The sequence below is a fragment of the Amaricoccus sp. W119 genome, assembly GCF_047275745.1.
Lineage (GTDB): Bacteria > Pseudomonadota > Alphaproteobacteria > Rhodobacterales > Rhodobacteraceae > Amaricoccus.
In genome coordinates this window covers 44,380-67,849 of the sequence record NZ_JBKQWU010000019.1, presented here as the reverse complement: position 1 = coordinate 67,849, position 23,470 = coordinate 44,380, and the positions used below count along the sequence as shown (strand labels likewise).

Sequence of the window (23,470 nt, the reverse complement as noted above, 5' to 3'; positions counted from 1 at the left end):
GCAACGGCCTCGGCGCCATCAAGGCCGTCGCGGCGGCGAGCCTCGCGCTGCGCGGCGACGGCACCCATATCGTGCCGCTCGACGCCTGCGTGGAGACCATGCGCCAGACCGGCCATGACATGAGCGTCAAGTACAAGGAAACCTCGACCGGCGGCCTCGCCGTCAACCTCCCGGAGTGCTGAGCCTCCGGAACGCGCTTTCGCCCCGACCCTGACACGCGGTGCCGCGGCGGCAAGCGGCGCGCCGGGAAACCTTCCGGGCGATTTCCCACGACATGAAGGCAAGCCAGGGCGGGACACCGCGAACCGGGCAGGAGATCACAATGGGCGAACGGAGCCTCGATTCGGGACGGATCATCACGTACGCGGGCGCCTTCATCGCGTTCCTCATAGGGAGCGGCTTCGCGACCGGTCAGGAAGTGATCCAGTACTTCAGCTCCTACGGCTACATGGGTATCCTGGGGATACTGGTCGTGTTCATCCTGTTCCTGTATGTCGGCGTCGACTTCGTGCTGGCAGGGTTTAACAACAGGTTTCGCAAGGGAAGTGAAGTATTCAAGTACTATTGCGGAGATTTCGTCGGGTCACTCTACGACTATTTCGCTGTCGCCTTCATCTTCATGTCATTTGTCGTCATGATCGGCGGTGCGAGCGCGGCGGTGAACCAGCAGTACGGCCTTCCGGGAGCTGCCGGCGGGATGGCGATGGGCGTGCTCGCCGGACTGACCGTGATCTTCGGGCTCGGGCGGCTGATCGACGTGATCGGGAAGATCGGCCCGCTGATCGTCGTCGCAACCATTCTGCTCGGCATATCGGCCATCGTCATGAACCCGGAAGGATTGAGGAACGCGAGCGCAATTCCCGAGATGGACCTGCTCCGGGCCTCGTCCAACTGGTTCCTCGCCGCCCTGTCCTACGTCGGGTTCTGCATGCTCTGGCTCGCCGGCTTCATGGCGTCCCTCGGCGCGGCGAGCTCGAACAAGCGGGAATCGGTGTGGGGCGCCGCCCTCGGCGCGCTCGGGTTCAGTCTCGCCCTCGCCATCATCGCGCTCGGCATCATGGCGAACATCGAGGACCTGGCGGGGTCGCTGGTGCCGAATCTCCTCCTCGCCACCGGGATCAACCCCCATCTCGGCACGCTGTTCTCGGTGACGGTGGTGGCCGGCATCTACACGACGGCGGTCCCGCTGCTGTGGCAGGTCGTTGCAAGGTTCGCCGACGAGAAGACCGCCCGGTTCAGGCTCCTGACGGTCGCCCTGGCGGCGCTCGGCGTCTTTGTGGGGATAATGGTTCCGTTCGACCGGCTCGTGAACGTTATCTACGTCGTCAACGGTTACGTGGGCGTGCTTCTCCTCGGATTCATGCTCGTGAAGACCGTGCGGGTCGCGGTTCTCGAGCGCTGACATGCCCGAAACCTCGTTCATAGTGACCCTGTCGAGCGATCCCCGCCCCGGGATCATCTCCGCCGTCGCCACGGCAATCGCCGAGCTCGGCGGCAACATCGCCGAGACGAACCAGCACTGGGACCGGCCGACGGACCGCTTCTTCCTGCGCATCGCCTTCCTCGGTCCGCAAGAGCTGACCGTTCCGAGGATCGAGCAGGCGCTCGCGCCCGCCGTCGAGAAGCTCGGCCTCGACCTCGCGGTGACCGACGCGGGCCGTCCGCCGAAGATCATCGCCATGGTCTCGAAGTTCGACCACGCGCTCCTCCACCTGCTCTACCAGATCCGGGTCGGCTGGCTCCGCGCCGACGTGGTGGCCATCGTCTCCAACCACGAGGACGCCCGCCGCATCGCCGACCACGAGGGCATCCGCTTCGTCCACTTGCCGGTCACGCCCGAGACCAAGCCCGCGCAGGAGGCCGCCCTCCTCGCCCTCGTCGAGGAGACCGGCGCGGAGCTCGTCGTCCTCGCCCGCTACATGCAGGTCCTCTCCGACGAGCTGACCCGCAAGCTCTCGGGCCGGGCGATCAACATCCACCACTCGTTCCTGCCGGCGTTCAAGGGCGCCAACCCCTACAAGCAGGCCTACCAGCGCGGCGTGAAGCTAATTGGCGCGACCAGCCACTACGTCACCGCCGACCTCGACGAAGGCCCGATCATCGAGCAGGACGTCGCCCGGATCAGTCACGCCGACACGGCCGACGACCTCGTCGCCATCGGCCGCGATACCGAATCCCGCGTCCTCGCCCGCGCGGTGAAGAGCCACCTCGAGCGCCGGGTCCTCCTCTCCGGCCACCGCACCGTGGTCTTCGGCAAGTAGGCAGGGCTTCCGATCGGGTAGGTGCGACGATGTACGCGATTCGCTTGCTGGCCGTCCGCCACGCCGCCCTGCTCGAACGCCTCTACGGCCTCGTCGAGCGGAGCATGGTCGCGCTCGACCCTGTCTTCACCCGCCTCGGCTATGACCGGATCGAGCGCCCCATCGCGCTGGTCGAGGGACTCGCCAAGGGCCTCGTCTTCGACTGCCGGATGTGCGGACAGTGCGTGCTCTCCTCGACCGGCATGTCCTGCCCGATGAATTGTCCGAAAGAGCTCCGCAACGGTCCCTGCGGCGGCGTCCGCGAGGGCGGCTTCTGCGAGGTCCGGCCGGAGATGCGCTGCGTCTGGGTCCTCGCCTGGGAAGGCGCCGCGCGGATGCGGGGCGGCGCCCGCATCCGCGAGGTCCTGCCGCCGGTCGACCGGCGGCTCCGCGGCTCCTCCTCTTGGCTCCGGGTCAGCCGCGAGAAGGCGGCGGCGCGCCGCGAGGCGGACGGCGCCGCCCGCACCACGCCCGCGCGCGCCTGCGCAAGCGAGCCGACGACGCCCCTCGCCGACGAGCCACCGCGGGCGCACCGGCCATGACCGACCTGCCCAGCGACCTCATCCGTCCCTACGAGGAGCCGCCGTCCGGCATGTCGTCGGGCAGCCGCCTCGAGCGTGCGCTCCGCGCCGGCAAGTTCGCGGTGACGGCCGAGCTCAACCCGCCCGACAGCGCCGACCCGGCCGACGTCTTCGAGGCCGCCCGGCCGCTCGCCGAGGCCTGCGACGCGATCAACGCCACCGACGCCTCGGGCGCCAACTGCCACATGTCCTCGATCGGCATCTCGGCGCTGCTGACCCGCGCCGGCTACGGCACGATCTACCAGATCAGCTGCCGCGACCGGAACCGCATCGCCATCCAGGGCGATGTGCTCGGCGCCGCGGCGATGGGGGTGCGGAACGTCCTCTGCCTGACCGGCGATGGGACGCAGGTAGGAGACCAGCCCGGCGCCAAGCCTGTCTTCGACTTCGACTCGCTGACGCTCTTGCGCACCATCCGCATGATGCGCGACGAGGGCGTCTTCCTTTCCGGCCGTCCGATCACCCGGCGCCCGCACATGTTCCTCGGCGCCGCCGAGAACCCTTGCGTCCCGCCCTACGCGCTGCGCGCCGAGCGTCTCGCCAAGAAGATCGACGCCGGCGCCCAGTTCATCCAGACCAACTACGTCTTCGATCTCGACCGCTTCGAGGCCTTCATGACCCGGGTGCGCGATCTCGGCCTCGACCGCCGCGCCTACATCCTCGCCGGGGTCGGCCCGCTCGCTTCGGCGAGGGCGGCGCGCTGGATGCGGGCGCACGTGCCTGGCATCCACATCCCCGATGCCGTCATCGACCGTCTCGATCGCGCGGCAAATCCCTCCGCCGAGGGCACGACGCTCTGCATCGAACTGATGCAGCGGATCCGCGAGATCGCGGGCGTCGCCGGTGTCCACGTAATGGCCTACCGGCGCGAGCACCTCGTTTCCGAGATCGTGCAGCGCGCCGGACTGCGCGGGGACTGACGATCGCGGCGGGTGGAGCGTCACTTCTCCTCGGGCCAGAGCGCCCAGAACGCGAAGAGCGGGGTGTCGCCCGAGCGCATGGCGTGGGTGATGAACGGGACGTTGTAGAACGACCCGCCGACACCCGGCGCGAACCAGGGGTCGTCGCCCTGGCGGAACTCCCCGTCGGACAGCACGAGGTAGGTCTCCTCTGGCGCGTGCGAATGGTCGGTGTAGCGGACGCGCGGCGCGAGGAGCGAGGCCCCGAGCCAGACATCCCGGCGGTTCTCGAGCCCCGCCGGTCCGAGGATCATCGTGTTGGCATGGCCGTCGACGAAGTTCGCGCTGGCGGTCTCGTCGTAGCTCGCCCGTCGTACCCATTCGAGGTCGGGCGCGATGGCGCGGAACGCCGCGACCAGCCGCCCGAGCGACGGCCGCGGCTGCGGCGCGGCCAGCGCCACGTCGAGATGGTCGCAGGCCGGCAGCCGGCTGCCCGGCCGCTCGCGTCGCGGCGCCGGTTCGGCGAGGGCGGCGGCGATCCGGTCCAGCGAGGCGCGCGCCTCGGGGCATGGGGCCACCTCGGCGAAGGCGGCGAGGACGGCGTCGGTGAACGCCTGGAGAGCGGGATCGCGCTGCATGTGGGCCTTTCCTTTCGGGATCACTTCGGCGCGGCGAGCGCCAGCGCGCCTGCGGCTTCGCGAATCCGCGGTAGATCCGAATAGGGTCGCTGTCCACCCCGAGCAGGGTTTCAGCGGCGGCGAGGCCTGATGCGGTAGCGTTCGAGGCGCCGAGGCCGTTGCAGCCGACGGCGGCGAGGATGCCGGGCTCGACCTCGCAAAGCCAGCCGGCGCGGACGAACCCGCCTCGAGGCCATCCCCGTTGCGAAACGGGCCGAGCGCGCGTACGGCCTCGGTTGTTTGATCGGCGAGCCATACGGCGGAGTCGCCGCAGATTCTGCGTAGGCTGGTGATCGACTACCCATCGCCGAGCCGATCTCGCTGGCGTCATCGATCCTGAAATCGGCTCTCTTCGCACTGGTATAGACTCGGCTGTTCGTGAGTCACAGCGATTCGGAGAAGTACCGCTACTCCGCGGCTGGCCTTGTCTGCTTCCAGTCCGCATGTAACCTCACGGCATAAACGGAGGAAAAGCGCATGAGACTCGCATACATTCTCGGAGCGGTCGCGCTAACAGCGCTGCCGGTGATCGACGCTGTCGCACAGGAGGCAGACCTAGCGCCATGCGATAACTGCGCCGATACCATGACGATCGTCTCGTGGGGGGGCGCCTACCAGGCGATGCAAGAGAAGGTATTCGCCGAGCCCTACGAAGCCGCGACCGGCGTCAAGATCATCTGGGACGAGAGCGGGAACGAGGGCGTGGCCAAGCTACGCGCCCAGAACGAGGCGGGCAACGTCACCTGGGACCTCATCGACGTCCTCGCCGCCGATGCGATCCGGCTGTGCGACGAAGGGTTGGTGGCGGAGGTTCCCTTCGACGAATGGCTCGCTCCGGCCCCTGACGGAACGGTGGCAAGCGAAGATGTCGGCAAGTACATCGTCTCGCAATGCTTCGTCCCGACCAACCTCTACTCGACGACGTTCGGCTATCGCACTGACGTCGCGGACTGGAAAGGCGCGGTCCCGACCTCGGTCTGCGACATCTTCGACACGGAAAAATTCCCGGGCAAGCGCTCGCTCGAGAAGCGGCCGATCAACAACCTCGAATGGGCGCTGCTCTGCGACGGCGTCGCCCCGGACAAGATCTACGACACTCTGGCGACCGACGAGGGCGCCCAGAAGGCGTTCGACAAGCTCGCCACGATCAAGGACCAGACCGTCTGGTGGTCGGCCGGCGCCGAGACCCCGCAGCTTCTCGCGGACAAGGAGGTGCTGATCGGCTCGACCTACGGGAACCGCCTGTTCTCGGTAATCGAGGAGCAAAAGCAGCCTGTCGCGATGCTCTGGGACTACGAGGTGCTCGATATCGACGGCTTCGTCCTACCTGCCGACTTGCCCGAGGATCGGCTGAATCGAGTCAGGCACTTCCTCCGGTTCGCGACCAGCAGCCAGAAGCTCGCCGACATTTCGAAGTACCAGCCCCTCGGCCCGGCGCGCGCGTCGTCGCAGCCATTGGTGGGCAAGCACGCCGAGCTCGGAATCGACATGGCACCGCACATGGCGACGAACCCGGAGAACGCCAAGACCGGTATCTTGTTCAACTATGGGTGGTGGGCAGATCACCGCGACGAGCTCGACGCCAAGTTCCAGGCCTGGCTCGGCCAGTGAGCCACGAGGGCGGGCGCGGCGTACGTGCCCGCCCTCTCATCGCCACCGCATAGTGGGAAGGACGATTGTGCTCCCCAGGAGTTACCGATGGTTGAAGGCCATGGCGACGGCGGAAGAGCGGTGAGTTTCCCTCTTCCAAGCCAGATTGTCAGGCATCACTTCGCGTCGTGGAAGATGATGCCGAGTGTGTGGCGTTCCCCGGAGCGGACGCGGCTCACGCCGTGGCGGAGGTTGACGCGGTAGTGGCCGCGGCTGCCCCGAACGGGGCGGTTGTGGACGGCGAAGACCACGGCGTCGCCCTGCGAAAGCGGCACCACCTCGGCGCGGCTCTGCATCCGGGAGCGCTGTTCGGTCAGCACGAATTCGCCGCCGGTGAAGTCGCGGCCCGGTTCCGACAGCAGGAACGCCACCTGGAGCGGGAAGGCCAGATCGCCGTAGAGATCCTGGTGCAGGCAGTTGAAGTCACCTTCGACATAGCGCAGCAGCAAGGGCGTCGGGCGGGTCTGGCCAGCTTCATGGCACTGGCGCAGGAAATCCGCATGCGTCTCGGGATAGCGCCTCTCGATGCCCATCCGCGCGTTCCAGTCATTGGCGATCCCGGCCAGCCTCGGCCAAAGCGCCGTGCGCAGACCGCCGAGCAGATCCGGCAGCGGATACTTGAAATAGCGGTATTCGCCCTTGCCGAACCCGTGCCGCGCCATGTGGACATGACTTCGGAAATGCCGCTCCTCGGGATAGAGCGCCGCGAGATCGCGGCACTCCTCCGGGGTCAGCACGCCCTTGAGTCTCGCGCAGCCGAAGCGGTCCATCTCCTCGGCGAAAGCCTCCCAGTCCTGGGCCGCGAGGCGCTCCTCCGCCGAGGTGACCGCGGGTTTGGCGGGGATGAAATCGTCGGGCGTCGGGGGGATGATATCGGTCAGGGCGTTCATGCCTGAGCCTCCTTCCCCGAGCGCGCGCGCTCGCGTTCGACATCCAGCAGCGCGCGCTTGCGCTCGACACCCCAGCGGTAGCCGGAGATCTCGCCATCGCCGCGCACGACGCGATGGCAGGGGATCGCAACGGCGATCTTGTTGGCGGCGCAGGCGCCCGCCACGGCGCGGACCGATTTCGGCGCGCCGATCCGGCGGGCGATCTCGGCGTAGCTGACCGTCTCGCCGGCCGGAATCCGGCGCAGGGCCTGCCAGACGCGCTGCTGGAAGGCGGTGCCGCGAATGTCGAGCGGCAGATCGAGGCCGATCCGCGGCGCCTCGACGAAGCCGACGACGCGGGCGACGCGGGCCTCGAAATCGGCGTCGCCGCCGATCAGATTGGCCTTCGGGAAGCGGTCCTGCAGCTCGTTGACCAGCGTCTCGGGATCGTCCCCCAGCGCGATGGCGCAGATGCCCTTGTCGCTCTCGGCGACGAGGATCGCGCCGAGCGCGCTTTCCCCCACGGCGAAACGGATATCGGTATCCTCGCCGCCCTTCCGGAACGCCGTGGGCGTCATGCCCAGCACGTCGTTCGAGGTCTCGTAGAACCGGCTGTTCGCGTTGAACCCGGCGTCGTAGATCGCTTCGGTCACGGTCGTCTCCTTGTCTCGCAGTTCGGCGCGGACCTTGCGCGCGCGATGCGCGGCACCCCATTCGCGGGGTGTGAGCCCGGTGATCGCCTTGAACCGGCGGTGAAAATGATGGCTGCTGAACCCCACCCGCGCGGCGAGGTCGTCGAGCCTCGGCAAGTCCTCCGAGGCCTCGATGATCCGGCAGGCCTCGGCGATGATCTCGGCGCCGACCTCGGCGGCGGATCGCCCCTTCGGCGCGCAGCGCAGGCAGGGGCGGAAGCCCGCCGCCTCGGCCGCCGCCGGTCCGTCGTAGAACGCCACATTGCCAGGTTTCGCACGGCGCGAGGGACAGGACGGCCGGCAGTAGATGCCGGTGGTCTTCACGGCGAAGACGAAGCTGCCATCCGCGTCCGCGTCACGCTCCAGGACGCTTTGCCAGCGCGGGTCCTTCTCGGCCGGGGTCGGTTTCGTGGTCATGATCCCTACTCTTCGCTGTCGATCCCTGGGACCAATATATGCCCGTCCCCGCCGCGCTCTCACTCCGGTCCTTGCTTTCAAATCCCGGCTGTCACGATGCTCGAAAGACCGTATCCCGCGTCAGGCGAAACACCTCGCCCGTGATGAGGCGCAATTCGCGCTCGCCGCCCGGCAAGGGGTGCGACCGGGCAAGGCCGGCGCGCACCAGTTCCTCGATCCATCCGAGGACGATCGCCCTGTCCGGGTCAGTCGTCTTGCCCGGCTCGGTCGTCTTGCCGGGGTCGCGGTTCCGGTTCGCCGGCCGGCGGCTCGGGTCGCCGGGGCGCATCAGTCCCTTGCCCCGGATGCGCAGCGATCGGGTCTTGGCGTATCGCCCCGCCGCTCCGGCGGGACACCGCAATTGTCCACCCGCTGCTCATCCGTCCACTTCTCGCCGAGCCGCTCCTTCCCGGTCGTGGTCGGCGGCGCCGGAGCCCGGCGATCCGTCGCCGCGAAACCCGCCTCCAAGTCCGCCTCCAGGTCCAGGCCCAAGTCCGGGCCCAAGTCCGGGCCCAAGTCCGGGCCCAAGCCCGGGCCCTGCGCGGCCTCCTGGGCGGAGGCCGCGCAGGCGACACCGATCGTCAGGATCGTTACGTGAAACAGGCGCATGGTCATGACGCGGGCTCCTTCCTCGCTGAACCGGCATGACGTCCGTCGCGTTCCCCTACAGGCGGCAGGCCTCGACACCGCCCGTACGGGAACGGCCGTCATGCCTCCTGAATCAGGCCGCCCTGATCAGGCCGAGCTGGCGAACCGCGTCGAGCGCGCCTTCCTGGCCCAGTTCCTCGACGATCCTGCCGTCCTTCAGGCGAAACCACGTCGTCCCGGTGAAACGGATGGTCCTCCCGGTATTCGCCTCGTCCAGCGATCCGATCGGAAGATCCGAGAACGCGGGCCCGGTATGCGTGCCGCCGCCGTCCCAGCGGGCGACGACGATGTCGCCCTCGGCGATCGGCTCGCCGACGCCCCAGAAGTTCAGATCCGGGAAAGCCTCGCGGAACTCCGCCATGAACGCCCTGACGTCGTCCCTGCCCTTGCGCGGACCATGCATCGGATAATGGACCAGAACATCGTCGGCGGCGAGCTCGTCGATCACGCCCTCGTCATAGGGATTGCCCCAGAACCCCTTGAACCATTTCGCGACAACGGCCTTGTTCTCGTCTTCTCGTGACATTCGTCTCATCTCCATTCGATCCGGCCGGATCATCCGACCCGCCGCCAGAATGAAGACCAGGCGCGCCCGCGGCACTCCGTTCCTTGCTCTGGAATGCCGCCACGCTCGGAGGGGGCTCGCCCCCACCGCCACATATCGTCATCGCCGGAAAGGCTTCTCGTCATCCCTCCGCCCGATCGGATCGGGCGGAGGGATGGAGCACGGCGCGATACCCGGCCATCAGCGCGGCATGGCTGGATGGCGGGGTCAGCATTCCGTCGAAACCAGACGGCCGGCCGGGCGCGTAGCCGTGCGGCGACCACCGCAGCCAATCCCCCGCCCAGAGCCAGGCGGTGCTTCCCGAGGCCACCATCACGCCGCGCGGCAGGGAACCCGCCGGCAGCGGATGCAACCGTTTGAGCCCTCCCCGCAGGCGTTCCGAATGCAGCGTGGCGTCCATGACCCTGGCCGAGGGCGTGCCCGGCCAGCCGTCGCGGAACCGCTTCGCCGCGTCCCGGCGGCACAGGAAACAGGGCCGGTGTCCGGCGGCGAGCGCGGTCGCCTCATCCAGAAAGAAGAGCTCGGTCCATTTGCGCCCGCTCATCACCTCGCGCGTCCAACCCTTGTAGTCGCATTCGCAGATCAGCCAGGCCTTGCCGGCCCATCGCCGGTTGCCGAGCCGCCGCCCCTCCGGCGCATGGATGATGCCGCGATTGCCCGTGAACATGCCGCGCGCGGGCACCGCGACGATGTCGCCGAACGGGGTGACACGGTTGCGTAGCGGCATCTTCGGGCTCCTTTCGCCACCATGCGGATGGCGGCCATGTCGCGAATTGGCACTCCGGAACTCGCGCTCGATTTCCCTCGGACTGAAATGGGCCGCCTCGGCTGGCAAGCAAGAGAGCCTGACCAGCCCCCTACCCCGCCAGAACGACGCCTTCGTCGCGCGCCGCCGCCTCGAGCGCGGCGTTCCGGGTTCCGAGCCGCGCGTCGAGGCGCAAGGCAAGCTCGAGACAGAGCGCGTCGTAGAACGCCAGGCGGTGGCGCCGCGCAAGGCCCAGCACCGCCGCGTCGGACGGTTACGTATCGATGCCGAGCCCGTTCACTGCGTCGAGCATCTGTTCCGCGAGACCTGGCGTCAGACGGCCGCGGCGCTCGCTCACCACCAGGATGTTCGGCGGCTCCGCCCAGAGCAGCCAAGGCGCGGCCAGCTCCTCCGCCTCCAGGACGCGGGGATCGGTCCCCTCCTCGTCCGGCAGCAGCAGACCCGCGATCAGCGAGGCGTCGACGACCAGAGTAGTCGCCGGCGGCGTCCTGATCCGCGTTGTTGCTGGCTGCGTCGCACCGCAGCTGAGCACCTCGAAAAACCCCGCTCTCGGGGCGATTTGCTGATTCACTCTCGGTCAGGGATCTGCTCGGGAGATTGGCATGGCGAGGCAGCCTGGGTTCTTTGACTTCGACGACCGGATGAGGCGGCTGAGCGATCTTGGCGACCGGCTCCAGGCTTTCGCAGAGGCGGTGGATTTCGAGATGTTCCGGCCCGAGCTCGAGGCGGGCGGCGCTGAACCATTCAGTTGGAACCAAGGGCGGCCGCCCACCCTTCGATCCGGTCATGATGCTGAAGATTCTTGATCATCCAGGCGCGGCACAGTCTCAGCGACGACCGCGCCGCGTTCCTAATCTCCGACCGTCTGCCCTTCATGCAGTCCCTGGGTCTCAGGCTGCACGACCGGGTGCCCGACGCGAAGACGATTTGGTCCTTCAGGGAACGCCTCACGAAGGCCGGCGCGATCGAGGGCCTGTTCAGCCGATTCGACGCGGCAGATCGTCGACAGCACACTCGTCGCCGCGCTCAAGCAGCGAAATACCGAGGCTGAGAATCGCCGGATCAAGGCCGGCGAGAGCGCGGCCGAGATCTGGCCCGACGCGCCGGCGAAGGCGCGGCGGAAGGACACGAACGCCCGGCGGACAGTACAGTTCGGCAAGACGCGCACGCGCGAGGACGGCGGCGTGCTGCCCGACATCACGATCCCGTCGTTCGGCTACAAGGCGCACGCCAGCATGACCCCGACACCGGCTGATCCGGCGATGGGTGTCACCGATGTGGCGGGGCACGACGGACGGATGCTGCGGCGGGGGTTTCTGGACACCACGAACACCGGTTCGGGCGTCTGGGCCGACAACGCCTACCGCTCGAAGAAGAACGAGGCCTTCGTAGCGGTCTCGTGAGCCACATCCACCGGCGCCGCCGGCCAGGAAAGCCGATGCCGCCCCACATCCGCCGCGGCAACGCCACCCGCTCGAAACTCCGAGCCCCGATCGAGCACGTCTTCGCCGTCCAGAAGCAGGCCATGGCACTGACGATCCGGACCATCGGCATAGCACGGGGTGCGACCCGGGCCGCCGCGGTCGGCCTCCGGCATGCCCCGGTCGGCGGCGATCCGACCCGCCTCCCCGGCCGTGATCTCGACGCCGAAGCTGCTCTCGGACGAGCGCAGCGCCACCTGCCCCTCGCGCGCGGCCGCGCCGCGTCCAAGGCGCAGCCGCGCTCAGTCCTCGCCCATCACCGCGTCGACCGACGAGAGGTGGGGTGGCGCCGCCGCGCCCCGGCACTGCAGCTCGGGGACCGAGACGACGGCGGTCACTTCGGCTCGCCTCCGGCGGTGTCTATCGCGGCGGCGGCGCGCAGACGGGCGAGGCCATCCTCGCGCCGCGCGCCGAGATCGAGCATGCGCTGGAGTAATCCGCGCACCTCGAGGAGCACGCGGCCGAGCTCGGCGCGCTCTTCCAGGAAGGCGCGGTAGTCCGGATCGTGGGTCCGGTTCGCGGCGTGGGCGATCTGGTTCACGTTGGTGGCGATGCCGGCGATCTGGCGATTGAGCGCGCGCAACTCGGCGACCAGCGCCGCGTCGATCTCGAGAAAGCCGCCGATCCGGCGCGCTGCGATGCGGAGCGCGCGGTTGCGCTTGATCCCGAGCACGGCGATCTGGACGTCGAGTTCCGCGAGCTCGGCCTCGGTCACGCGGACAGAAATGAGCTTGTCGGCGCGCGGCGCCTTGCGCGCCTGCTCGGGATTACGCCATCGCCTCCGGATCAGGCGGCGGTTCCGCCAGGTGGGTGCCGTGTCATCTGGCACAGGCGCGGCGGCGGGGTGGTCGGTTGGGGGGCACGTCGGTGGGCACGGCGGCGATGTTCTACGTATTCATATATCCTGCCTCGGACCCTACCCCTATCGAATCCTACTCCTAAAGCGATAGTTTTCGCTCCAGCCGAAGTCGCGCGAGCGCCGTGGCGCGGCGGCGATGGAGCGTCGGAGTCACGCGATGAATCAGTCATTTAGCCTTGTGACTTCGCGGCGCGAGGGTCACAAATCTCCGCGTTCGCGCCGCAGCGTCTCACTATCGCATTGCGTGTGCAAAGTCATGCGGCGACGCGTCTTCGAAGCGGACAAGCCTCGTCGCCGACGGGCTCCGAAGCGCTCGGGCCCTGTCGCCGATACGTGGCCGGGGTGGCGCCGTCCCGAGGCGTGGGAGCGCCGGAGCCGCGCGGTGATGCCGTCTCGGCGTGGAGGCGTATCGGGGTGGCGCGGGTTCGTCGCGACGCCTCGTTGTGGCATTGTCTCGCTGTCGCCGCGTCGGTTTGTAGCCACGTGGTCTTGTCGTCCCGCGAGCGGGTGACCGGAGTGCCCGATGCCGCCGAACTGGGCCATCGTGTTGTGCGTGGATGAAAATCCCAGATCCAGGCGCTGGACCGGGAGCAACCGGCGCTGGCATGTCCACTTCACGCCGACTTCGGCGAGCTGGATCAACCAGGTCGAACGCTGGTTCGCGGAACTGATCCGGAAGCAGCTCCGCCGTGGCGCCCACCGCTCCACCGCCGATCTGGAAGCCGACATCTTGGCCTTCATCAAGGCCCACAACGCGAACCCCAAACCCTACCGCTAGGTCAAATCCGCCGACGAAATCCTCGCCGCCGTCAAGCGCTTCCGCCAGAGGCCCAACCGAGCACATGCACCGCACTTTAGATTCAGGTGAGTAGCTAGGCCGATGCGCGCGTCACGGGAGGGAGTGGGCGGCGGCGGAAGAAGCGTGTTTCGATGTGGCGATAGGAGAATTCGGCGAGGAGAAGCGTCGCGATGTAGCCGCCGCCGAAGAGGAGCGATCGCTCGGCGAAGCTCAGGTCTTCTCCGATACTCAGGGAATGACGCAGCGCGATCGACACCAGATAGAGCGCGGCGGCGTGATAGACATAGGCGCCGTAGGAGATCTCGCCGATCCGCCGCGCCAGGCGGGAGCGCAGCGGAAGGCGGATCAGGGGATCGTCGGTGGCCGCGAGGGCCACCAGGCCCGCGCTGGCCAGGTTGACCGCGCAGTAGACCAGAATCTCGCGATACTCGCCGAAGAGGATGCCCGAGATGACGCCCCGGAAGAGATCGACGCCCGTCGCGCCGCGAATGGCCCAGTTCACCCAGACGTAGCAGGCCGCGTAGGCGGCGAGCGCCACGAACCCCGAGAGCGCGAGCCCGCGCGCCAGGGCCGCGAGTTTCCCGGCCCGGCAGGCGAAGGCCAGGAGAGCGCCGATGGCGAAGGCGTCCACATGCAGGAAAGGTCCGGCATAGACGGCATAGCCGGCTGGTTCCGCGCCCCAGCCGAGCGCCGCGAGCCGCGCGGCGACGAGGGCGCGCATGAGCGGCCCGGCCAGCAGCAGCGTGACGAGCAACACCACCACGCCCCGACGCGGCAGCAGGAAGAATGCCACGCCATAGACCAGGTAGAACTGCATCTCGGTCGAGATGGTCCAGAGATGCGCCATCGGCGATCCCGGGATCTCGCCCCGGCCAAGGATCATCGCGGCGTTGTTGAAGAATCCGGCGAGCGAGGCCACGGCGAGCGGATCGAGAACCTGTCCCGTGGCGATCGCCGCCGCGACGGCGAGGAGCACATAGCCGTAATAGATCGGCGCGATCCGGGCGGAGCGCCGCCGGAAGAACCCGGCGAGGTCGCCCCGCGGCGCCATGTCCGGCCCGAGCAGGGCGAGGTTCACCACGAAGCCCGAGATGACGAAGAACAGCCAGACACCCATCCAGCCGAAGGGGAGCAGGCCGGAATGCTGCGCGACCACCGCGGTCATCGCGAAACAGCGCAGCGCATCGACATTGGCCAGCCGGGCATGGGGCCGGGCTTGGGATCCGGCATGACTGGCCCTCGCCTCCGACAATCCCGCTCCGCAGACCATGCTCTCCTCCTTCCCGCGCGCGCTGCCCGGCCGAGGCCGGCGCGCGCCTTGCCTACCGGACCTTCCGCCGCCCGGGCCCGGGGCCGGCCGGCTTGCGCAGGATGACGAGCCCGAAGGTGACCCAGGGCAGCTGGGCCACGACCGCGATCCGGCGCGCCACCCGCTCCAGCGCGTCGAGCGGCGGGATGCGCCGGTAATAGGCGTGTCCCGCGTAGCCGTGATGCGTCTCGACTTCGTAACCGAAGCTCTCGAAGAAGCGTGTCGCGCGCCGCGACGGCGGGTAGCAGGCGCGGTAGAACGCGGGAAACTTGCCGAGATTGCCGTCGAGGTCGCGCTCGGGCTGGGCGATCTGGACGATCCGCCGGCTGAGCGCGTCCGGCAGCAGGGCGTTGAGCGCGAGCGGGATGTTGTGGGCGATCGGATAGGCGTGCGCGCAGCGCCCGCCGGGCCTGAGCGCCGCGAAGATGTTGCGGTGGATCGCGCCCGGATCGCGCACATGCTCGATGAACATATGCGAATAGACGAGGTCATAGGCGTCGCGCCCGACGATCGCGACGAAATCCTCCACCCCGATGGTGGCATCGGCGTGGAAGCGCTGGCCGTAGACGGGCGGCGCCTTGGCGAGCTCGGCCGCGTCGATGTCGAGCAGCGCGTAGGTGATCCTGGCCGCGACCTCGGGCGCGAGCATCGGATTCGCGCCGCCGCCCATGTCGAGGACCCGGAAGTCGCGCTCCGGCTCGACCAGCGGGGCGAGGACGCGGGGAAATCGCGCCCAACCGGAAAATTCCCGATAGTCGAATATCCGTCTTCCGCTCTGCCGGCTCATGGACGAGACCTCGCGTGCTGGTCATGGCAGGATGATTTCAGGCCGCTTCGAACGGGATCCCTCCCTTTGTCTTTCCGTTGGGCGCGGGACCTCCCGCCCCGCCCTTTCGCCCCCTCTTTCGCGCGGCGGGGCAAGGATCCCCGGAGCACCGTCATGTGGGCGCCGTCATGTGGGCGCCGGGACGCGACGGGCCACCGCGAGGCCCTTGCGCAGCTCGTTCAGCAGCGGATGGCGCGTGAGCGCGAGGCCGATCAGCCATGCGCCGCCGCCGCCGCCGACCGCCAGGACCAGTTCAGCCGCCGGCATGGCGAAGGCGAAACCGGCATGGGCCGCGGCGAGAAGCGGCGGTATCGCCGAGAGGACCGCGCAGACCGCGCTCGGAGCGCAGGCGGCGGCGAATTCCTTCCAGGTGAAGCCCAGCCGGTTCCGGATGAACGCCAGCGCGACGAACATCTGGATCGGCAGGGACAGGAAGAAGCTCAGCGCGAGTGGGCGAAGCCCGAAGGGGGCGAAACCCGCGAAGATGGCGGCGCCGAGAGAGAGCGCGATGAGGCTCTCGGTCAGGGTGTCGCGGGTGTGACCCGACGCGACCAGGATGGGTAAGGTGAGGGCCGCCGGCGCCATGAAGAGCCAGGCCAGCGCGAGGATGCGCAGGAGATCGGCCGCGGCGTTCCACTGGTCGCCGAGGACGATGCGCACCGCCGGTTCGGCGAGGATCGCGAGGCCGAGCAGCGCCGGCCATTGCACCGCCGTGATGAGGCGGACGCCATGAAGATACCCCTGGCGCAGATCCTCGCCACGCCGCGCCAACGTGGCGAAGGCGGGCAGGATCACCGGAACGATGGCGCCGACGATGACACGATCCGACAGCTGCGACAGCTGCGAGGCGCGACTGAGCAGGGCGGCGGCCTCGAACCCCGCGACGCGGGGGAGGACAAAGTTCGGCAGCGACATATAGAGGCTGTTCAGGACGGAGGTCGCGCTGATCCAGCCGCCGAAGGCCGCCACTTCGCGCGCCCCGCCGAGATGAGGCAGGAAGACCCAAAGCATCGGCCGGTAGATCTGCGTCGCGACGAGGCCGTATGCGATGGCCACGATCTGTCCGATGATGAGGCTGAGATAGCCCTGGCCGAGCAGGACCATGCCGAGGGTCACCGCCACCATGACCAGGGCACCCGAGACGTTGATCACGGCGACCGGCAGGAAATCCAGATCCCGGCGCAGGACCGCCATGGGCGGCGCCGCGAAGGCGTTCAGGATCAGGATGAGCGAGGCCAGGCGCAGCCCGCCCACGAGCCGCGGCTCGCCATAGAAGGCGGCGATCCCGGGCGCGGCCGCGACCAGGGCCAGGACGAGCAGGAGCGAGATCATGACGGACATCGTGAAGGCGGCCCGGACGCCCGTTCGGCTGGGCTCACGTTCCTGGACGATATAGGTGCCCGCCCCGAAATCCCGCAGCCCTTCGCTCACGAGGATGACGCCGGAGGTGAGCGCGAAGAGGCCAAGCTCGTCCGGCGTCAGGAGCCGCGCCACGATCGCCGTCATGACGAGGCCGAGAACGAGGATCATGTATCTGTCGCAGGCGGAATAGAGAAATGGCTTGCGCAACTGGCTCATGCATCCTGGATGTCACGGGGCTCCCCCGGGGTCGGCCCGATGCCGGAAGCCCGCGCCAGCCTATCGCGAGGTGGAACGCGCGCTCGGATCCATCAAAGGGGTAGGTCCCCCTGGCCGTTTGGATGAAGCGACGCCGCGACGCCGCGACCCGGGACAAGTCGGGTACAAGCCGGGACAGGATCGGACGAGACCCGACCAAAAGGACGATCGCCCTTCGCGGGAGAAGCCGGTCGCGGGCGGTGGCTTCAACTCAATGGGGAGGTTTCCCGCGCGGGCGATCGCGCGCCTCATACCTGAGCGGGCCGTTTGGCTCGCCGGGGAACATGGCGGCGAGGTCGTATCGAATGCCTGTGGAATCCTGTGATCTGTCCGGGGGTGTGACGATCCGCTATCCCGATCTCGTCAATCTCTACGGCTGCGCCGTGGGAAGGGACACGCTGATCGGACCCTTCGTGGAAATCCAGAAGGGGAGCGTGATCGGCGCGCGCTGCAAGATCTCGTCGCATTCCTTCGTCTGCGAGGGTGTGACGATCGAGGACGAGGTCTTCGTCGGGCACGGGGTGATGTTCACAAACGATCTCTTTCCGCGGGCAGCCGGGGAAGACGGTGCGATGCTCGGCGCGGACGACTGGGAATGCACGCCGACAAGGGTGCGGCGCGGGGCGGCGATCGGCTCGAACGCCACGATCGTTTGCGGTGTCACGATCGGCGAGCGCGCTCTGGTCGGCGCCGGGGCCGTCGTCACCCGGGACGTTCCCGACTTCGCCGTCATCGCCGGCAATCCCGCCCGGGTGGTAGGCGATGTGCGCGACCGCGGAAAGCCGGCACGGCATCCGAACCGCCTGCGCGACATCGCGTCGCCGGATGCGCTCGAACTGGCCGGGGGGGTCGCACGATGATCCGGGTCGGCATCGTCGGATACGGCTACTGGGGCCCCAATCTGGCCCGGACGACCGCGGAGGCGGATGCTCTCGCCATCGCGGCGATCGCGGATTTCTCGGCGGCGGCGCGGGAGCGCGCCGGCCGCCGCCACCCCTCCGCCCGGCTGGTCGCGGACTGGCAGGATCTGGTGCGCGATCCGATGATCGACGCGGTGATGATCGCGACGCCGGTCAGCACGCATTTCGAGATCGCGCTCGCGGCGCTCATGGCCGGCAAGCATGTCCTGGTCGAGAAGCCCATGACCGATACGCCGGAACGGGCCGCGCGGCTGGTCGAGGAGGCCGCCCGGCGCCGCCTGGTCCTCATGGTCGACCACACCTTCGTCTATACCGGGGCTGTCCAGGCGATCCGCGGCATGATCGACGACGCCAGCCTCGGCGAGGTCTACTACTACGATTCCACGCGGGTGAACCTCGGCCTCTTCCAGCGCGACGTGAACGTGATCTGGGATCTCGCGGCGCATGATTTCGCGATCATGGACTTCCTGATGGCAGCGCGGCCGGTCGCGATCTCGGCGAGCGCGGCGGGCTTCCTGCCGGGCAGCCCGGAGAACATGGCGCATCTCTCGGTCTATTTCGAGGACGGGGCGATGGCGCATCTGAACGTCAACTGGCTCTCCCCGGTGAAGATCCGCCAGACCCTGATCGGCGGCAGCCGCCGCATGGTGGTCTATGACGACATGCAGACCAGCGAGAAGGTCAAGGTCTACGACCGGGGCATCTCGGTCAGCGACGCGGCCGATCCCGAGGCGGCCTACCTGCGGATGATCTCCTACCGGATCGGCGACATGTGGGCGCCCGCGCTCTCGGCCAAGGAGGCGCTGCTGAGCGAGGTCGAGACCTTCGCCGCCTGCGTCGAGACCGGCGCGGCGCCGGTGAACGACGGCGAGAGCGGGCTCCGGGTGGTCGAAATGCTGGCCGCCGCGACCGCCTCGACCCGGCGGCGCGGCCAGCCCGTCGATCTGCGGTTGCTGGAGAAGGCCTCATGATCCCGTTTCTGGACCTGCGGGCGCAGTACCGCGAGATCGGGCCCGAGATCGAGCAGGCGGTCGTCGCGGTCCTCAACGGCTGCGATTATGTTCTCGGCGAGACCGTCGAGCGGTTCGAGGCGGAATTCGCCGATTACTGCGGCGCCGACCACGCGGTCGCGCTCAACAGCGGCACCTCCGCGCTGCATCTGGCGCTGCTCGCGGCCGGCGTCGGCCCGGGCGACGAGGTCATCACCGTCCCCATGACCTTCGTCGCCACCGCCGCGGCGATCGTCTACGCCGGCGCGACGCCGGTCTTCGTCGACATCGATCCGCGGACCTGGACCATGGACCCCGCGCTGATCGAGGCGGCGGTCACGCCGCGCACCCGGGCGATCCTGCCGGTGCATCTGCACGGGCGGCTCGCCGACATGACGGCGATCCGGGTGGTGGCCAACCGGCACGGCCTGCCGGTGATCGAGGACGCGGCCCAGGCGCATGGCGCCGAGCGCGGCGGGCGCCGGGCCGGCGCCATCGGCGACATCGGCTGCTTCAGCTTCTATCCGGGCAAGAATCTCGGAGCCTGCGGCGAGGGTGGCGCGGTGACGACGAACAGCGCCGAGGTCGCCGAGCGGATCCGGTCGCTTCGGGACTGGGGGCAGGAGGGCAAGTACAACCACGTGCGCCACGGCTTCAATTTCCGCATGGACGCGGTGCAGGGCGCGGCGCTCCGGGTGAAGCTACCCCGGCTCGACGCCTGGAACGCCGGGCGCCGACGGGCGGCGAATGTCTACCAGACCGGGCTCGGCCCGGAGATCGGCCGGCCCGCCGGCCCGATCGCCGCGGATCATGCCTGCCATGTCTATGCGGTCCGGCTGCCGAACCGGGACGCCGCCCGGGACGAGCTCGCCCGCGCCGGCATCGCCACCGGCATCCATTATCCAACGCCGGTGCATCTGCAGCCGGCCTACGCGCATCTCGGGCATCGGCGCGGCGCGTTTCCGGCCTCCGAGGCGCTGGCGGCGGAGACGCTGTCGCTGCCGCTCTACCCCGAGCTCGGCGAGGACAGGGCGGCGCGCGTGGTCCAGGCGGTCAACCGGCTGGGTGAGCGGCTGGGCGAGCGGCCGGATGAACGGTCGGATGAACGCATGCCCGAGCGCGTCGGCGAGGAAACAGCATGAGGAACGCCATGGAAGGCACGGAGAGGAACCCGCTGGATGGAGCCCGGGTGCTCGTCACCGGCGGCGCGGGCTTCGTCGGGTCGCATATCGTCGATCTGCTGCTCGACGAAGGCTGCGCGCGCGTCGTGGTCATTGACAACATGGTCCGGGGTCGGCCCGCCAATCTGGCCACCGCGCTCGCGAGCGGGCGGGTCGAGCTGATCGAGGGCGACATTCGCGACCGGGAGCTGATCGCGCGGCTGATCGCGGAGAGCGAGATCGTCTTCCATCAGGCGGCGCTGCGTATCACCCATTGCGCGGCCGATCCGGATCTGGCGATGGAGGTGATGGTCAAGGCCACCTACGATCTGCTGCGATCCTGCGTCGATGCGGGCACGCGGAAGGTGATCATGGCCTCGTCGGCCTCGATCTACGGCATGGCAGGGGACTTCCCGACCACCGAGGCGCATCATCCCTATGCCAACCGCACGCTCTACGGCGCGGCGAAATCCTTCGGCGAGGGCCTGCTGCGCTCCTTCAACGACATGTATGGGCTGGATTACATCGCACTGCGCTATTTCAACGTCTACGGCCCCCGCATGGACATCCACGGCCGCTATACCGAGGTGATGGTGCGCTGGATGGAGCGGATCGAGGCGGGCCTGCCGCCGATCATCTTCGGCGACGGGTCGCAGACCATGGACATGGTGCATGTGCGCGACGTCGCCCGCGCGAACATCCTCGCGGCGCGCGCCGGGGCGAGCGACGCCGTCTTCAATGTCGGCGACGAGACCGAGACCTCGCTCCTGGACCTCGCCCGCGCGCTCGCCGCCGCGATGGGACGCCCGGATCTCGTGCCGATCCACGAGGCCGAACGCGCCGTCAATCCGGTGCCCCGCCGGCTCGCCTCGGGCGCGGCGGCGGCGGCGGCGCTCGGCTTCCGGACCGGGATCGCGCGCGAGGACGGCATCCGCGATCTCGTGAGCTGGTGGCGTGCCGAGCGGGCGGCGCCGATCGCGCCGGCGGCGTGATGATCCCGATCGCGCAACCCGTCCTCGGCCCCGAGGAGGCGGAGGCCGCGAGCGCCGTCATCCGCTCCGGCTGGCTGACGCAAGGCCCCGAGGTCGAAGCCTTCGAGCGCGAATTCGCCGAGGCCGTCGGCGCGCCGCATGCTTGCGCCGTCTCGAACTGCACCACGGCGCTGCATCTCGCGCTCCTAGCACTCGGCGTCGGCCCGGGCGACGAGGTCATCACCGTCAGCCATACCTTCATCGCCACGGCCAACGCGGTCCGGCAATGCGGCGCGGTCCCGGTCTTCGTCGATATCGAGGCGGAAGGCTACAACATCGACCCCGCCGCCATCGAGGGCGCGATCACGCCGCGAAGCCGCGCGATCCTCTGCGTGCATCAGATGGGGATGCCCTGCGACCTCGCGGCCATCCTCGCGGTCGCGCGCGCCCATGGCCTGCCGGTGATCGAGGACGCGGCCTGCGCCATCGGCTCCGAGATCCGCCTCGATGGGACCTGGCGCCGGATCGGCGCGCCGGCGGGCGATATCGCCTGTTTCTCCTTCCATCCGCGCAAGGTGCTCACCACCGGCGACGGCGGCATGCTGACCACGCGCGACCCGGGGCTCGACGCCCGCTTCCGCCTTTGGCGCCAGCACGGCATGTCGGTCCCCGACCGTCTCCGCCACGCGGCGCGGCGCGTGATCTTCGAGGACTATCCGGTCGCGGGTTTCAATTACCGGATGACCGACATCCAGGCCGCCGTGGGGCGCGCGCAGCTCCGCCGCCTGCCGGGGATCGTCGCGGCGCGCCGCGCGCTGGCAGCGACCTATGCCGAGGCCCTGGCCCCGCTCGGCGTCGCGCCGCCGGCCGAGCCCGACTGGGCGCGCTCGAACTGGCAGAGCTACTGCGTCCGGCTTGATCAGACCCTCGATCCGAGCCTCGATCAGCGCGCGGTCATGCAGCGGATGCTCGACCTCGGCGTGGCGACCCGGCGCGGCATCATGTGCGTCCATCTCGAAGCGGCCTATGCCGATCAGCCGAGGCGCTGGCCGCTGCCGCGCTCCGAGGCCGCGCGCGACCAGGGGATCATCCTGCCGCTCTTCCCCGGCATGACCGCCGAGACGCAGGCGCGGGTGGTCGAGGCGCTCGGGCAGGCGCTGGGGGAACATCCGAGCGAGCCCCCGGAGCCGATCGTCCGGCTGCGATACGAAGGGCCGAAGACGGCGGAGATCGTCTTTCGCGGCGAGACCCTTCCGAGAGGCGGCGTCGCCGAGATGCCATGAGATCGCCCGAACCAGACGGCTTGCCAGACGTCTTGCCGGACGAGTTGCCCTCGGCCCCGGCCTCCCCCGCCAGGATGCCAACCGCTCCCTCCGTCACGGTCGCCATCTGCACCCACGACCGGGCCTCCGACGTGAGGCGCTGTTGCGAGGGCCTCGCTCCGCAGGTCGAAGACGCCGGCTTCGAACTCATCATCGTCGACAGCGGCTCGGGCGAGGAGGAAGCACGGGAACTCAGGTGGCTCTCCCGCCAGTTCGGCGCCAGATACGTGCGCTCGAACGAACCTGGGTTGGCGCTGGCCCGAAACCTGGCCTGCGAGGCCGCTCGCGCCGAATGGGTCGCGTTCCTCGACGATGATGCGATCCCCTATCCCGACTGGGCGAAGACCCTGCTGGCAAGGCTCGAATCGGCGCCACCGGAGGTCGCCGTGGTTGGCGGAAGAACCGTTCCCCTCTGGCCGGCCGGGGTCCCCGCGCACCACGTCACCGGGCGATGGATGCTGTTGCTGTCCTGCGTGCAGATCGACGGTGACGGAGCCGTTTCGGATGGCTTCAACATCGTCGGGGCCAATATGGCCGTCCGGCGCGCCGCGGTCGCGGCGGCCGGCGGATTCCCCACGGCGACGGGCCGGACGGGAACCGCCCTCTTGTCAGGAGAGGAGTCATTCCTGTTCGAAAGACTGTTCGAACTTGGCATGATTTCCATTTACCACGGTTCCATTTCGGTGTGGCATCGCATTCCCGAGGCGCGGCTCGATCGCGCATGGGTCGCCAGACGGGCCTATTGGGAAGGGGCCTCCCAGATCGCCGTCGCGGAAGCCCTCCGCCGTCCGGTGCCCTGGCGGTTGTCACGCCCGAAGCTCGTCCTGTCCCTGCCGGTTCTATGGGCGCTCCGCGAGATTTCGTCGAACCCGGATTATCTCATCCGTTACAACATGGTTCTCGGCGCGTTGATCGCCCAGAGCCAGAGGTGGTTCCGGCATCTTCACGTCGAGTCTCCCGCCGGGCGGGTATCGGAAAGCAATCGAGGAGAGGCGATACAGCCCCTCATGCCCGCGCGACACGCGGCGTCGCGCCGAAGGCGTGCCGGATCGTATCGCGGCCCCGATGCCCTTCACGACAGTCGGAGTGGGCGGAGATGACTCCACGGAAGATG

Annotated in this window: 25 protein-coding genes and 2 pseudogenes; 14 read left to right on the top strand and 13 right to left on the bottom strand. The window is 68.8% G+C overall.

Annotated features, from left to right (window positions below; translation table 11 throughout):
- The 5 genes from ACLJK8_RS12055 to ACLJK8_RS12035 form a co-directional block, all read left to right on the top strand.
- Nucleotides 1–182, top strand: a 182-nt coding sequence (locus ACLJK8_RS12055) for an L-serine ammonia-lyase, iron-sulfur-dependent, subunit beta (protein WP_413150517.1), incomplete at its 5' end; no start/stop codon positions are given.
- A gap of 140 nt (nucleotides 183–322) precedes the next feature.
- Nucleotides 323–1,402, top strand: a complete 1,080-nt coding sequence (locus ACLJK8_RS12050; protein WP_413150516.1) for a hypothetical protein — start codon at nucleotides 323–325, stop codon at nucleotides 1,400–1,402.
- Between the two features lies 1 nt (nucleotide 1,403).
- On the top strand, nucleotides 1,404–2,261 hold the full coding sequence (gene purU, locus ACLJK8_RS12045; RefSeq protein ID WP_413150515.1) for a formyltetrahydrofolate deformylase: 858 nt from the start codon (nucleotides 1,404–1,406) through the stop codon (nucleotides 2,259–2,261).
- 29 nt (nucleotides 2,262–2,290) lie between these two features.
- Nucleotides 2,291–2,842 carry a methylenetetrahydrofolate reductase C-terminal domain-containing protein gene (locus tag ACLJK8_RS12040; RefSeq protein WP_413150514.1) on the top strand — a complete coding sequence of 184 codons (552 nt, stop codon included), beginning with the start codon at nucleotides 2,291–2,293 and terminating at the stop codon, nucleotides 2,840–2,842.
- A complete protein-coding gene (locus tag ACLJK8_RS12035) occupies nucleotides 2,839–3,801 on the top strand; it encodes a methylenetetrahydrofolate reductase (protein WP_413150513.1) in 963 nt (320 codons plus the stop codon). The genes ACLJK8_RS12040 and ACLJK8_RS12035 overlap by 4 nt, the downstream gene beginning before the upstream one ends.
- 20 nt (nucleotides 3,802–3,821) lie before the next feature.
- Here the strand turns inward: ACLJK8_RS12035 and ACLJK8_RS12030 are convergent, their stop codons facing one another.
- Nucleotides 3,822–4,418: a dimethylsulfonioproprionate lyase family protein gene (locus ACLJK8_RS12030; protein ID WP_413150512.1), complete on the bottom strand. Its 597-nt coding sequence runs from the start codon at nucleotides 4,416–4,418 to the stop codon at nucleotides 3,822–3,824.
- A 516-nt stretch (nucleotides 4,419–4,934) separates the two neighbouring features.
- On the opposite strand from ACLJK8_RS12030, the gene ACLJK8_RS12025 reads away from it, so the two are divergent.
- The gene (locus ACLJK8_RS12025) at nucleotides 4,935–6,068 is read left to right on the top strand and encodes an extracellular solute-binding protein (RefSeq protein ID WP_413150511.1); all 1,134 of its coding nucleotides are present in this window, start codon (nucleotides 4,935–4,937) and stop codon (nucleotides 6,066–6,068) included.
- A 155-nt stretch (nucleotides 6,069–6,223) separates the two neighbouring features.
- Here the strand turns inward: ACLJK8_RS12025 and ACLJK8_RS12020 are convergent, their stop codons facing one another.
- From ACLJK8_RS12020 to ACLJK8_RS11985, 8 genes are all read right to left on the bottom strand, one after another.
- Entirely contained in the window at nucleotides 6,224–6,997 is a 774-nt protein-coding gene (locus ACLJK8_RS12020; protein WP_413150510.1) for a 2OG-Fe(II) oxygenase, read from the bottom strand.
- On the bottom strand, nucleotides 6,994–8,085 hold the full coding sequence (gene ada / locus ACLJK8_RS12015; RefSeq protein WP_413150509.1) for a bifunctional DNA-binding transcriptional regulator/O6-methylguanine-DNA methyltransferase Ada: 1,092 nt from the start codon (nucleotides 8,083–8,085) through the stop codon (nucleotides 6,994–6,996). The genes ACLJK8_RS12020 and ada overlap by 4 nt, the downstream gene beginning before the upstream one ends.
- A 91-nt stretch (nucleotides 8,086–8,176) precedes the next feature.
- Nucleotides 8,177–8,413 carry a hypothetical protein gene (locus tag ACLJK8_RS12010; RefSeq protein WP_413150508.1) on the bottom strand — a complete coding sequence of 79 codons (237 nt, stop codon included), beginning with the start codon at nucleotides 8,411–8,413 and terminating at the stop codon, nucleotides 8,177–8,179.
- Nucleotides 8,413–8,739 (bottom strand): hypothetical protein, encoded by a 327-nt coding sequence (locus ACLJK8_RS12005; protein WP_413150507.1) that lies wholly within the window; start codon nucleotides 8,737–8,739, stop codon nucleotides 8,413–8,415. Before ACLJK8_RS12005 ends, ACLJK8_RS12010 begins: the two co-directional genes overlap by 1 nt.
- Nucleotides 8,740–8,845: 106 nt before the next feature.
- Complete coding sequence (locus ACLJK8_RS12000; RefSeq protein ID WP_413150506.1) at nucleotides 8,846–9,298, bottom strand: ester cyclase; 453 nt, start codon at nucleotides 9,296–9,298, stop codon at nucleotides 8,846–8,848.
- 160 nt (nucleotides 9,299–9,458) lie between these two features.
- Nucleotides 9,459–10,064 carry a hypothetical protein gene (locus ACLJK8_RS11995; RefSeq protein WP_413150505.1) on the bottom strand — a complete coding sequence of 202 codons (606 nt, stop codon included), beginning with the start codon at nucleotides 10,062–10,064 and terminating at the stop codon, nucleotides 9,459–9,461.
- Nucleotides 10,065–10,194: 130 nt separating this feature from the next.
- On the bottom strand, nucleotides 10,195–10,341 hold the full coding sequence (locus ACLJK8_RS11990; protein ID WP_413150504.1) for a hypothetical protein: 147 nt from the start codon (nucleotides 10,339–10,341) through the stop codon (nucleotides 10,195–10,197).
- A gap of 15 nt (nucleotides 10,342–10,356) precedes the next feature.
- On the bottom strand, nucleotides 10,357–10,635 hold the full coding sequence (locus tag ACLJK8_RS11985) for a type II toxin-antitoxin system VapC family toxin (RefSeq protein ID WP_413150502.1): 279 nt from the start codon (nucleotides 10,633–10,635) through the stop codon (nucleotides 10,357–10,359).
- A gap of 70 nt (nucleotides 10,636–10,705) precedes the next feature.
- On the opposite strand from ACLJK8_RS11985, the pseudogene ACLJK8_RS11980 reads away from it, so the two are divergent.
- A pseudogene (locus ACLJK8_RS11980) lies at nucleotides 10,706–11,694 on the top strand (IS5 family transposase); the annotation flags it as partial.
- A 224-nt stretch (nucleotides 11,695–11,918) separates the two neighbouring features.
- On the opposite strand, the gene ACLJK8_RS11975 reads toward ACLJK8_RS11980, so the two are convergent.
- Entirely contained in the window at nucleotides 11,919–12,413 is a 495-nt protein-coding gene (locus ACLJK8_RS11975; RefSeq protein WP_413150501.1) for a DNA mobilization endonuclease VirD1/MobC family subunit, read from the bottom strand.
- A 631-nt stretch (nucleotides 12,414–13,044) separates the two neighbouring features.
- Here ACLJK8_RS11975 and ACLJK8_RS11970 point away from each other — a divergent pair.
- Nucleotides 13,045–13,218, top strand: a pseudogene (locus ACLJK8_RS11970) (IS630 family transposase); the annotation flags it as partial.
- Nucleotides 13,219–13,315: 97 nt separating this feature from the next.
- Here the strand turns inward: ACLJK8_RS11970 and ACLJK8_RS11965 are convergent.
- From ACLJK8_RS11965 to ACLJK8_RS11955, 3 genes are all read right to left on the bottom strand, one after another.
- Complete coding sequence (locus ACLJK8_RS11965; RefSeq protein ID WP_413150500.1) at nucleotides 13,316–14,512, bottom strand: acyltransferase family protein; 1,197 nt, start codon at nucleotides 14,510–14,512, stop codon at nucleotides 13,316–13,318.
- A 52-nt stretch (nucleotides 14,513–14,564) separates the two neighbouring features.
- Complete coding sequence (locus tag ACLJK8_RS11960; protein ID WP_413150499.1) at nucleotides 14,565–15,338, bottom strand: class I SAM-dependent methyltransferase; 774 nt, start codon at nucleotides 15,336–15,338, stop codon at nucleotides 14,565–14,567.
- 165 nt (nucleotides 15,339–15,503) lie between these two features.
- On the bottom strand, nucleotides 15,504–16,946 hold the full coding sequence (locus tag ACLJK8_RS11955; protein ID WP_413150498.1) for a lipopolysaccharide biosynthesis protein: 1,443 nt from the start codon (nucleotides 16,944–16,946) through the stop codon (nucleotides 15,504–15,506).
- Between the two features lie 353 nt (nucleotides 16,947–17,299).
- Here ACLJK8_RS11955 and ACLJK8_RS11950 point away from each other — a divergent pair, with 353 nt between their 5' ends.
- From ACLJK8_RS11950 to ACLJK8_RS11925, 6 genes are read left to right on the top strand one after another with little or no spacing between them, the layout of a single operon-like run.
- Nucleotides 17,300–17,854 carry an acyltransferase gene (locus ACLJK8_RS11950; RefSeq protein WP_413150497.1) on the top strand — a complete coding sequence of 185 codons (555 nt, stop codon included), beginning with the start codon at nucleotides 17,300–17,302 and terminating at the stop codon, nucleotides 17,852–17,854.
- Nucleotides 17,851–18,885: a Gfo/Idh/MocA family protein gene (locus tag ACLJK8_RS11945; RefSeq protein WP_413150496.1), complete on the top strand. Its 1,035-nt coding sequence runs from the start codon at nucleotides 17,851–17,853 to the stop codon at nucleotides 18,883–18,885. Before ACLJK8_RS11950 ends, ACLJK8_RS11945 begins: the two co-directional genes overlap by 4 nt.
- On the top strand, nucleotides 18,882–20,045 hold the full coding sequence (locus ACLJK8_RS11940; RefSeq protein ID WP_413150495.1) for a DegT/DnrJ/EryC1/StrS family aminotransferase: 1,164 nt from the start codon (nucleotides 18,882–18,884) through the stop codon (nucleotides 20,043–20,045). The genes ACLJK8_RS11945 and ACLJK8_RS11940 overlap by 4 nt, the downstream gene beginning before the upstream one ends.
- Nucleotides 20,042–21,055, top strand: a complete 1,014-nt coding sequence (locus ACLJK8_RS11935; protein WP_413150494.1) for an NAD-dependent epimerase/dehydratase family protein — start codon at nucleotides 20,042–20,044, stop codon at nucleotides 21,053–21,055. The genes ACLJK8_RS11940 and ACLJK8_RS11935 overlap by 4 nt, the downstream gene beginning before the upstream one ends.
- Complete coding sequence (locus ACLJK8_RS11930; protein ID WP_413150493.1) at nucleotides 21,055–22,317, top strand: DegT/DnrJ/EryC1/StrS family aminotransferase; 1,263 nt, start codon at nucleotides 21,055–21,057, stop codon at nucleotides 22,315–22,317. The genes ACLJK8_RS11935 and ACLJK8_RS11930 overlap by 1 nt, the downstream gene beginning before the upstream one ends.
- Nucleotides 22,314–23,456: a glycosyltransferase family 2 protein gene (locus tag ACLJK8_RS11925; RefSeq protein WP_413150492.1), complete on the top strand. Its 1,143-nt coding sequence runs from the start codon at nucleotides 22,314–22,316 to the stop codon at nucleotides 23,454–23,456. Before ACLJK8_RS11930 ends, ACLJK8_RS11925 begins: the two co-directional genes overlap by 4 nt.
- Nucleotides 23,457–23,470: the final 14 nt, after the last annotated feature.

Coding starts and splice junctions, on each gene's coding strand:
- ACLJK8_RS12050 (WP_413150516.1), top strand. CDS start 323: ATGGGCGAACGGAGCCTCGATTCGGGACGGATCATCACGTACGCGGGC.
- purU (WP_413150515.1), top strand. CDS start 1,404: ATGCCCGAAACCTCGTTCATAGTGACCCTGTCGAGCGATCCCCGCCCC.
- ACLJK8_RS12040 (WP_413150514.1), top strand. CDS start 2,291: ATGTACGCGATTCGCTTGCTGGCCGTCCGCCACGCCGCCCTGCTCGAA.
- ACLJK8_RS12035 (WP_413150513.1), top strand. CDS start 2,839: ATGACCGACCTGCCCAGCGACCTCATCCGTCCCTACGAGGAGCCGCCG.
- ACLJK8_RS12030 (WP_413150512.1), bottom strand. CDS start 4,418: ATGCAGCGCGATCCCGCTCTCCAGGCGTTCACCGACGCCGTCCTCGCC.
- ACLJK8_RS12025 (WP_413150511.1), top strand. CDS start 4,935: ATGAGACTCGCATACATTCTCGGAGCGGTCGCGCTAACAGCGCTGCCG.
- ACLJK8_RS12020 (WP_413150510.1), bottom strand. CDS start 6,997: ATGAACGCCCTGACCGATATCATCCCCCCGACGCCCGACGATTTCATC.
- ada (WP_413150509.1), bottom strand. CDS start 8,085: ATGACCACGAAACCGACCCCGGCCGAGAAGGACCCGCGCTGGCAAAGC.
- ACLJK8_RS12010 (WP_413150508.1), bottom strand. CDS start 8,413: ATGCGCCCCGGCGACCCGAGCCGCCGGCCGGCGAACCGGAACCGCGAC.
- ACLJK8_RS12005 (WP_413150507.1), bottom strand. CDS start 8,739: ATGACCATGCGCCTGTTTCACGTAACGATCCTGACGATCGGTGTCGCC.
- ACLJK8_RS12000 (WP_413150506.1), bottom strand. CDS start 9,298: ATGTCACGAGAAGACGAGAACAAGGCCGTTGTCGCGAAATGGTTCAAG.
- ACLJK8_RS11995 (WP_413150505.1), bottom strand. CDS start 10,064: ATGCCGCTACGCAACCGTGTCACCCCGTTCGGCGACATCGTCGCGGTG.
- ACLJK8_RS11965 (WP_413150500.1), bottom strand. CDS start 14,512: ATGGTCTGCGGAGCGGGATTGTCGGAGGCGAGGGCCAGTCATGCCGGA.
- ACLJK8_RS11960 (WP_413150499.1), bottom strand. CDS start 15,338: ATGAGCCGGCAGAGCGGAAGACGGATATTCGACTATCGGGAATTTTCC.
- ACLJK8_RS11950 (WP_413150497.1), top strand. CDS start 17,300: ATGCCTGTGGAATCCTGTGATCTGTCCGGGGGTGTGACGATCCGCTAT.
- ACLJK8_RS11945 (WP_413150496.1), top strand. CDS start 17,851: ATGATCCGGGTCGGCATCGTCGGATACGGCTACTGGGGCCCCAATCTG.
- ACLJK8_RS11940 (WP_413150495.1), top strand. CDS start 18,882: ATGATCCCGTTTCTGGACCTGCGGGCGCAGTACCGCGAGATCGGGCCC.
- ACLJK8_RS11935 (WP_413150494.1), top strand. CDS start 20,042: ATGAGGAACGCCATGGAAGGCACGGAGAGGAACCCGCTGGATGGAGCC.
- ACLJK8_RS11930 (WP_413150493.1), top strand. CDS start 21,055: ATGATCCCGATCGCGCAACCCGTCCTCGGCCCCGAGGAGGCGGAGGCC.
- ACLJK8_RS11925 (WP_413150492.1), top strand. CDS start 22,314: ATGAGATCGCCCGAACCAGACGGCTTGCCAGACGTCTTGCCGGACGAG.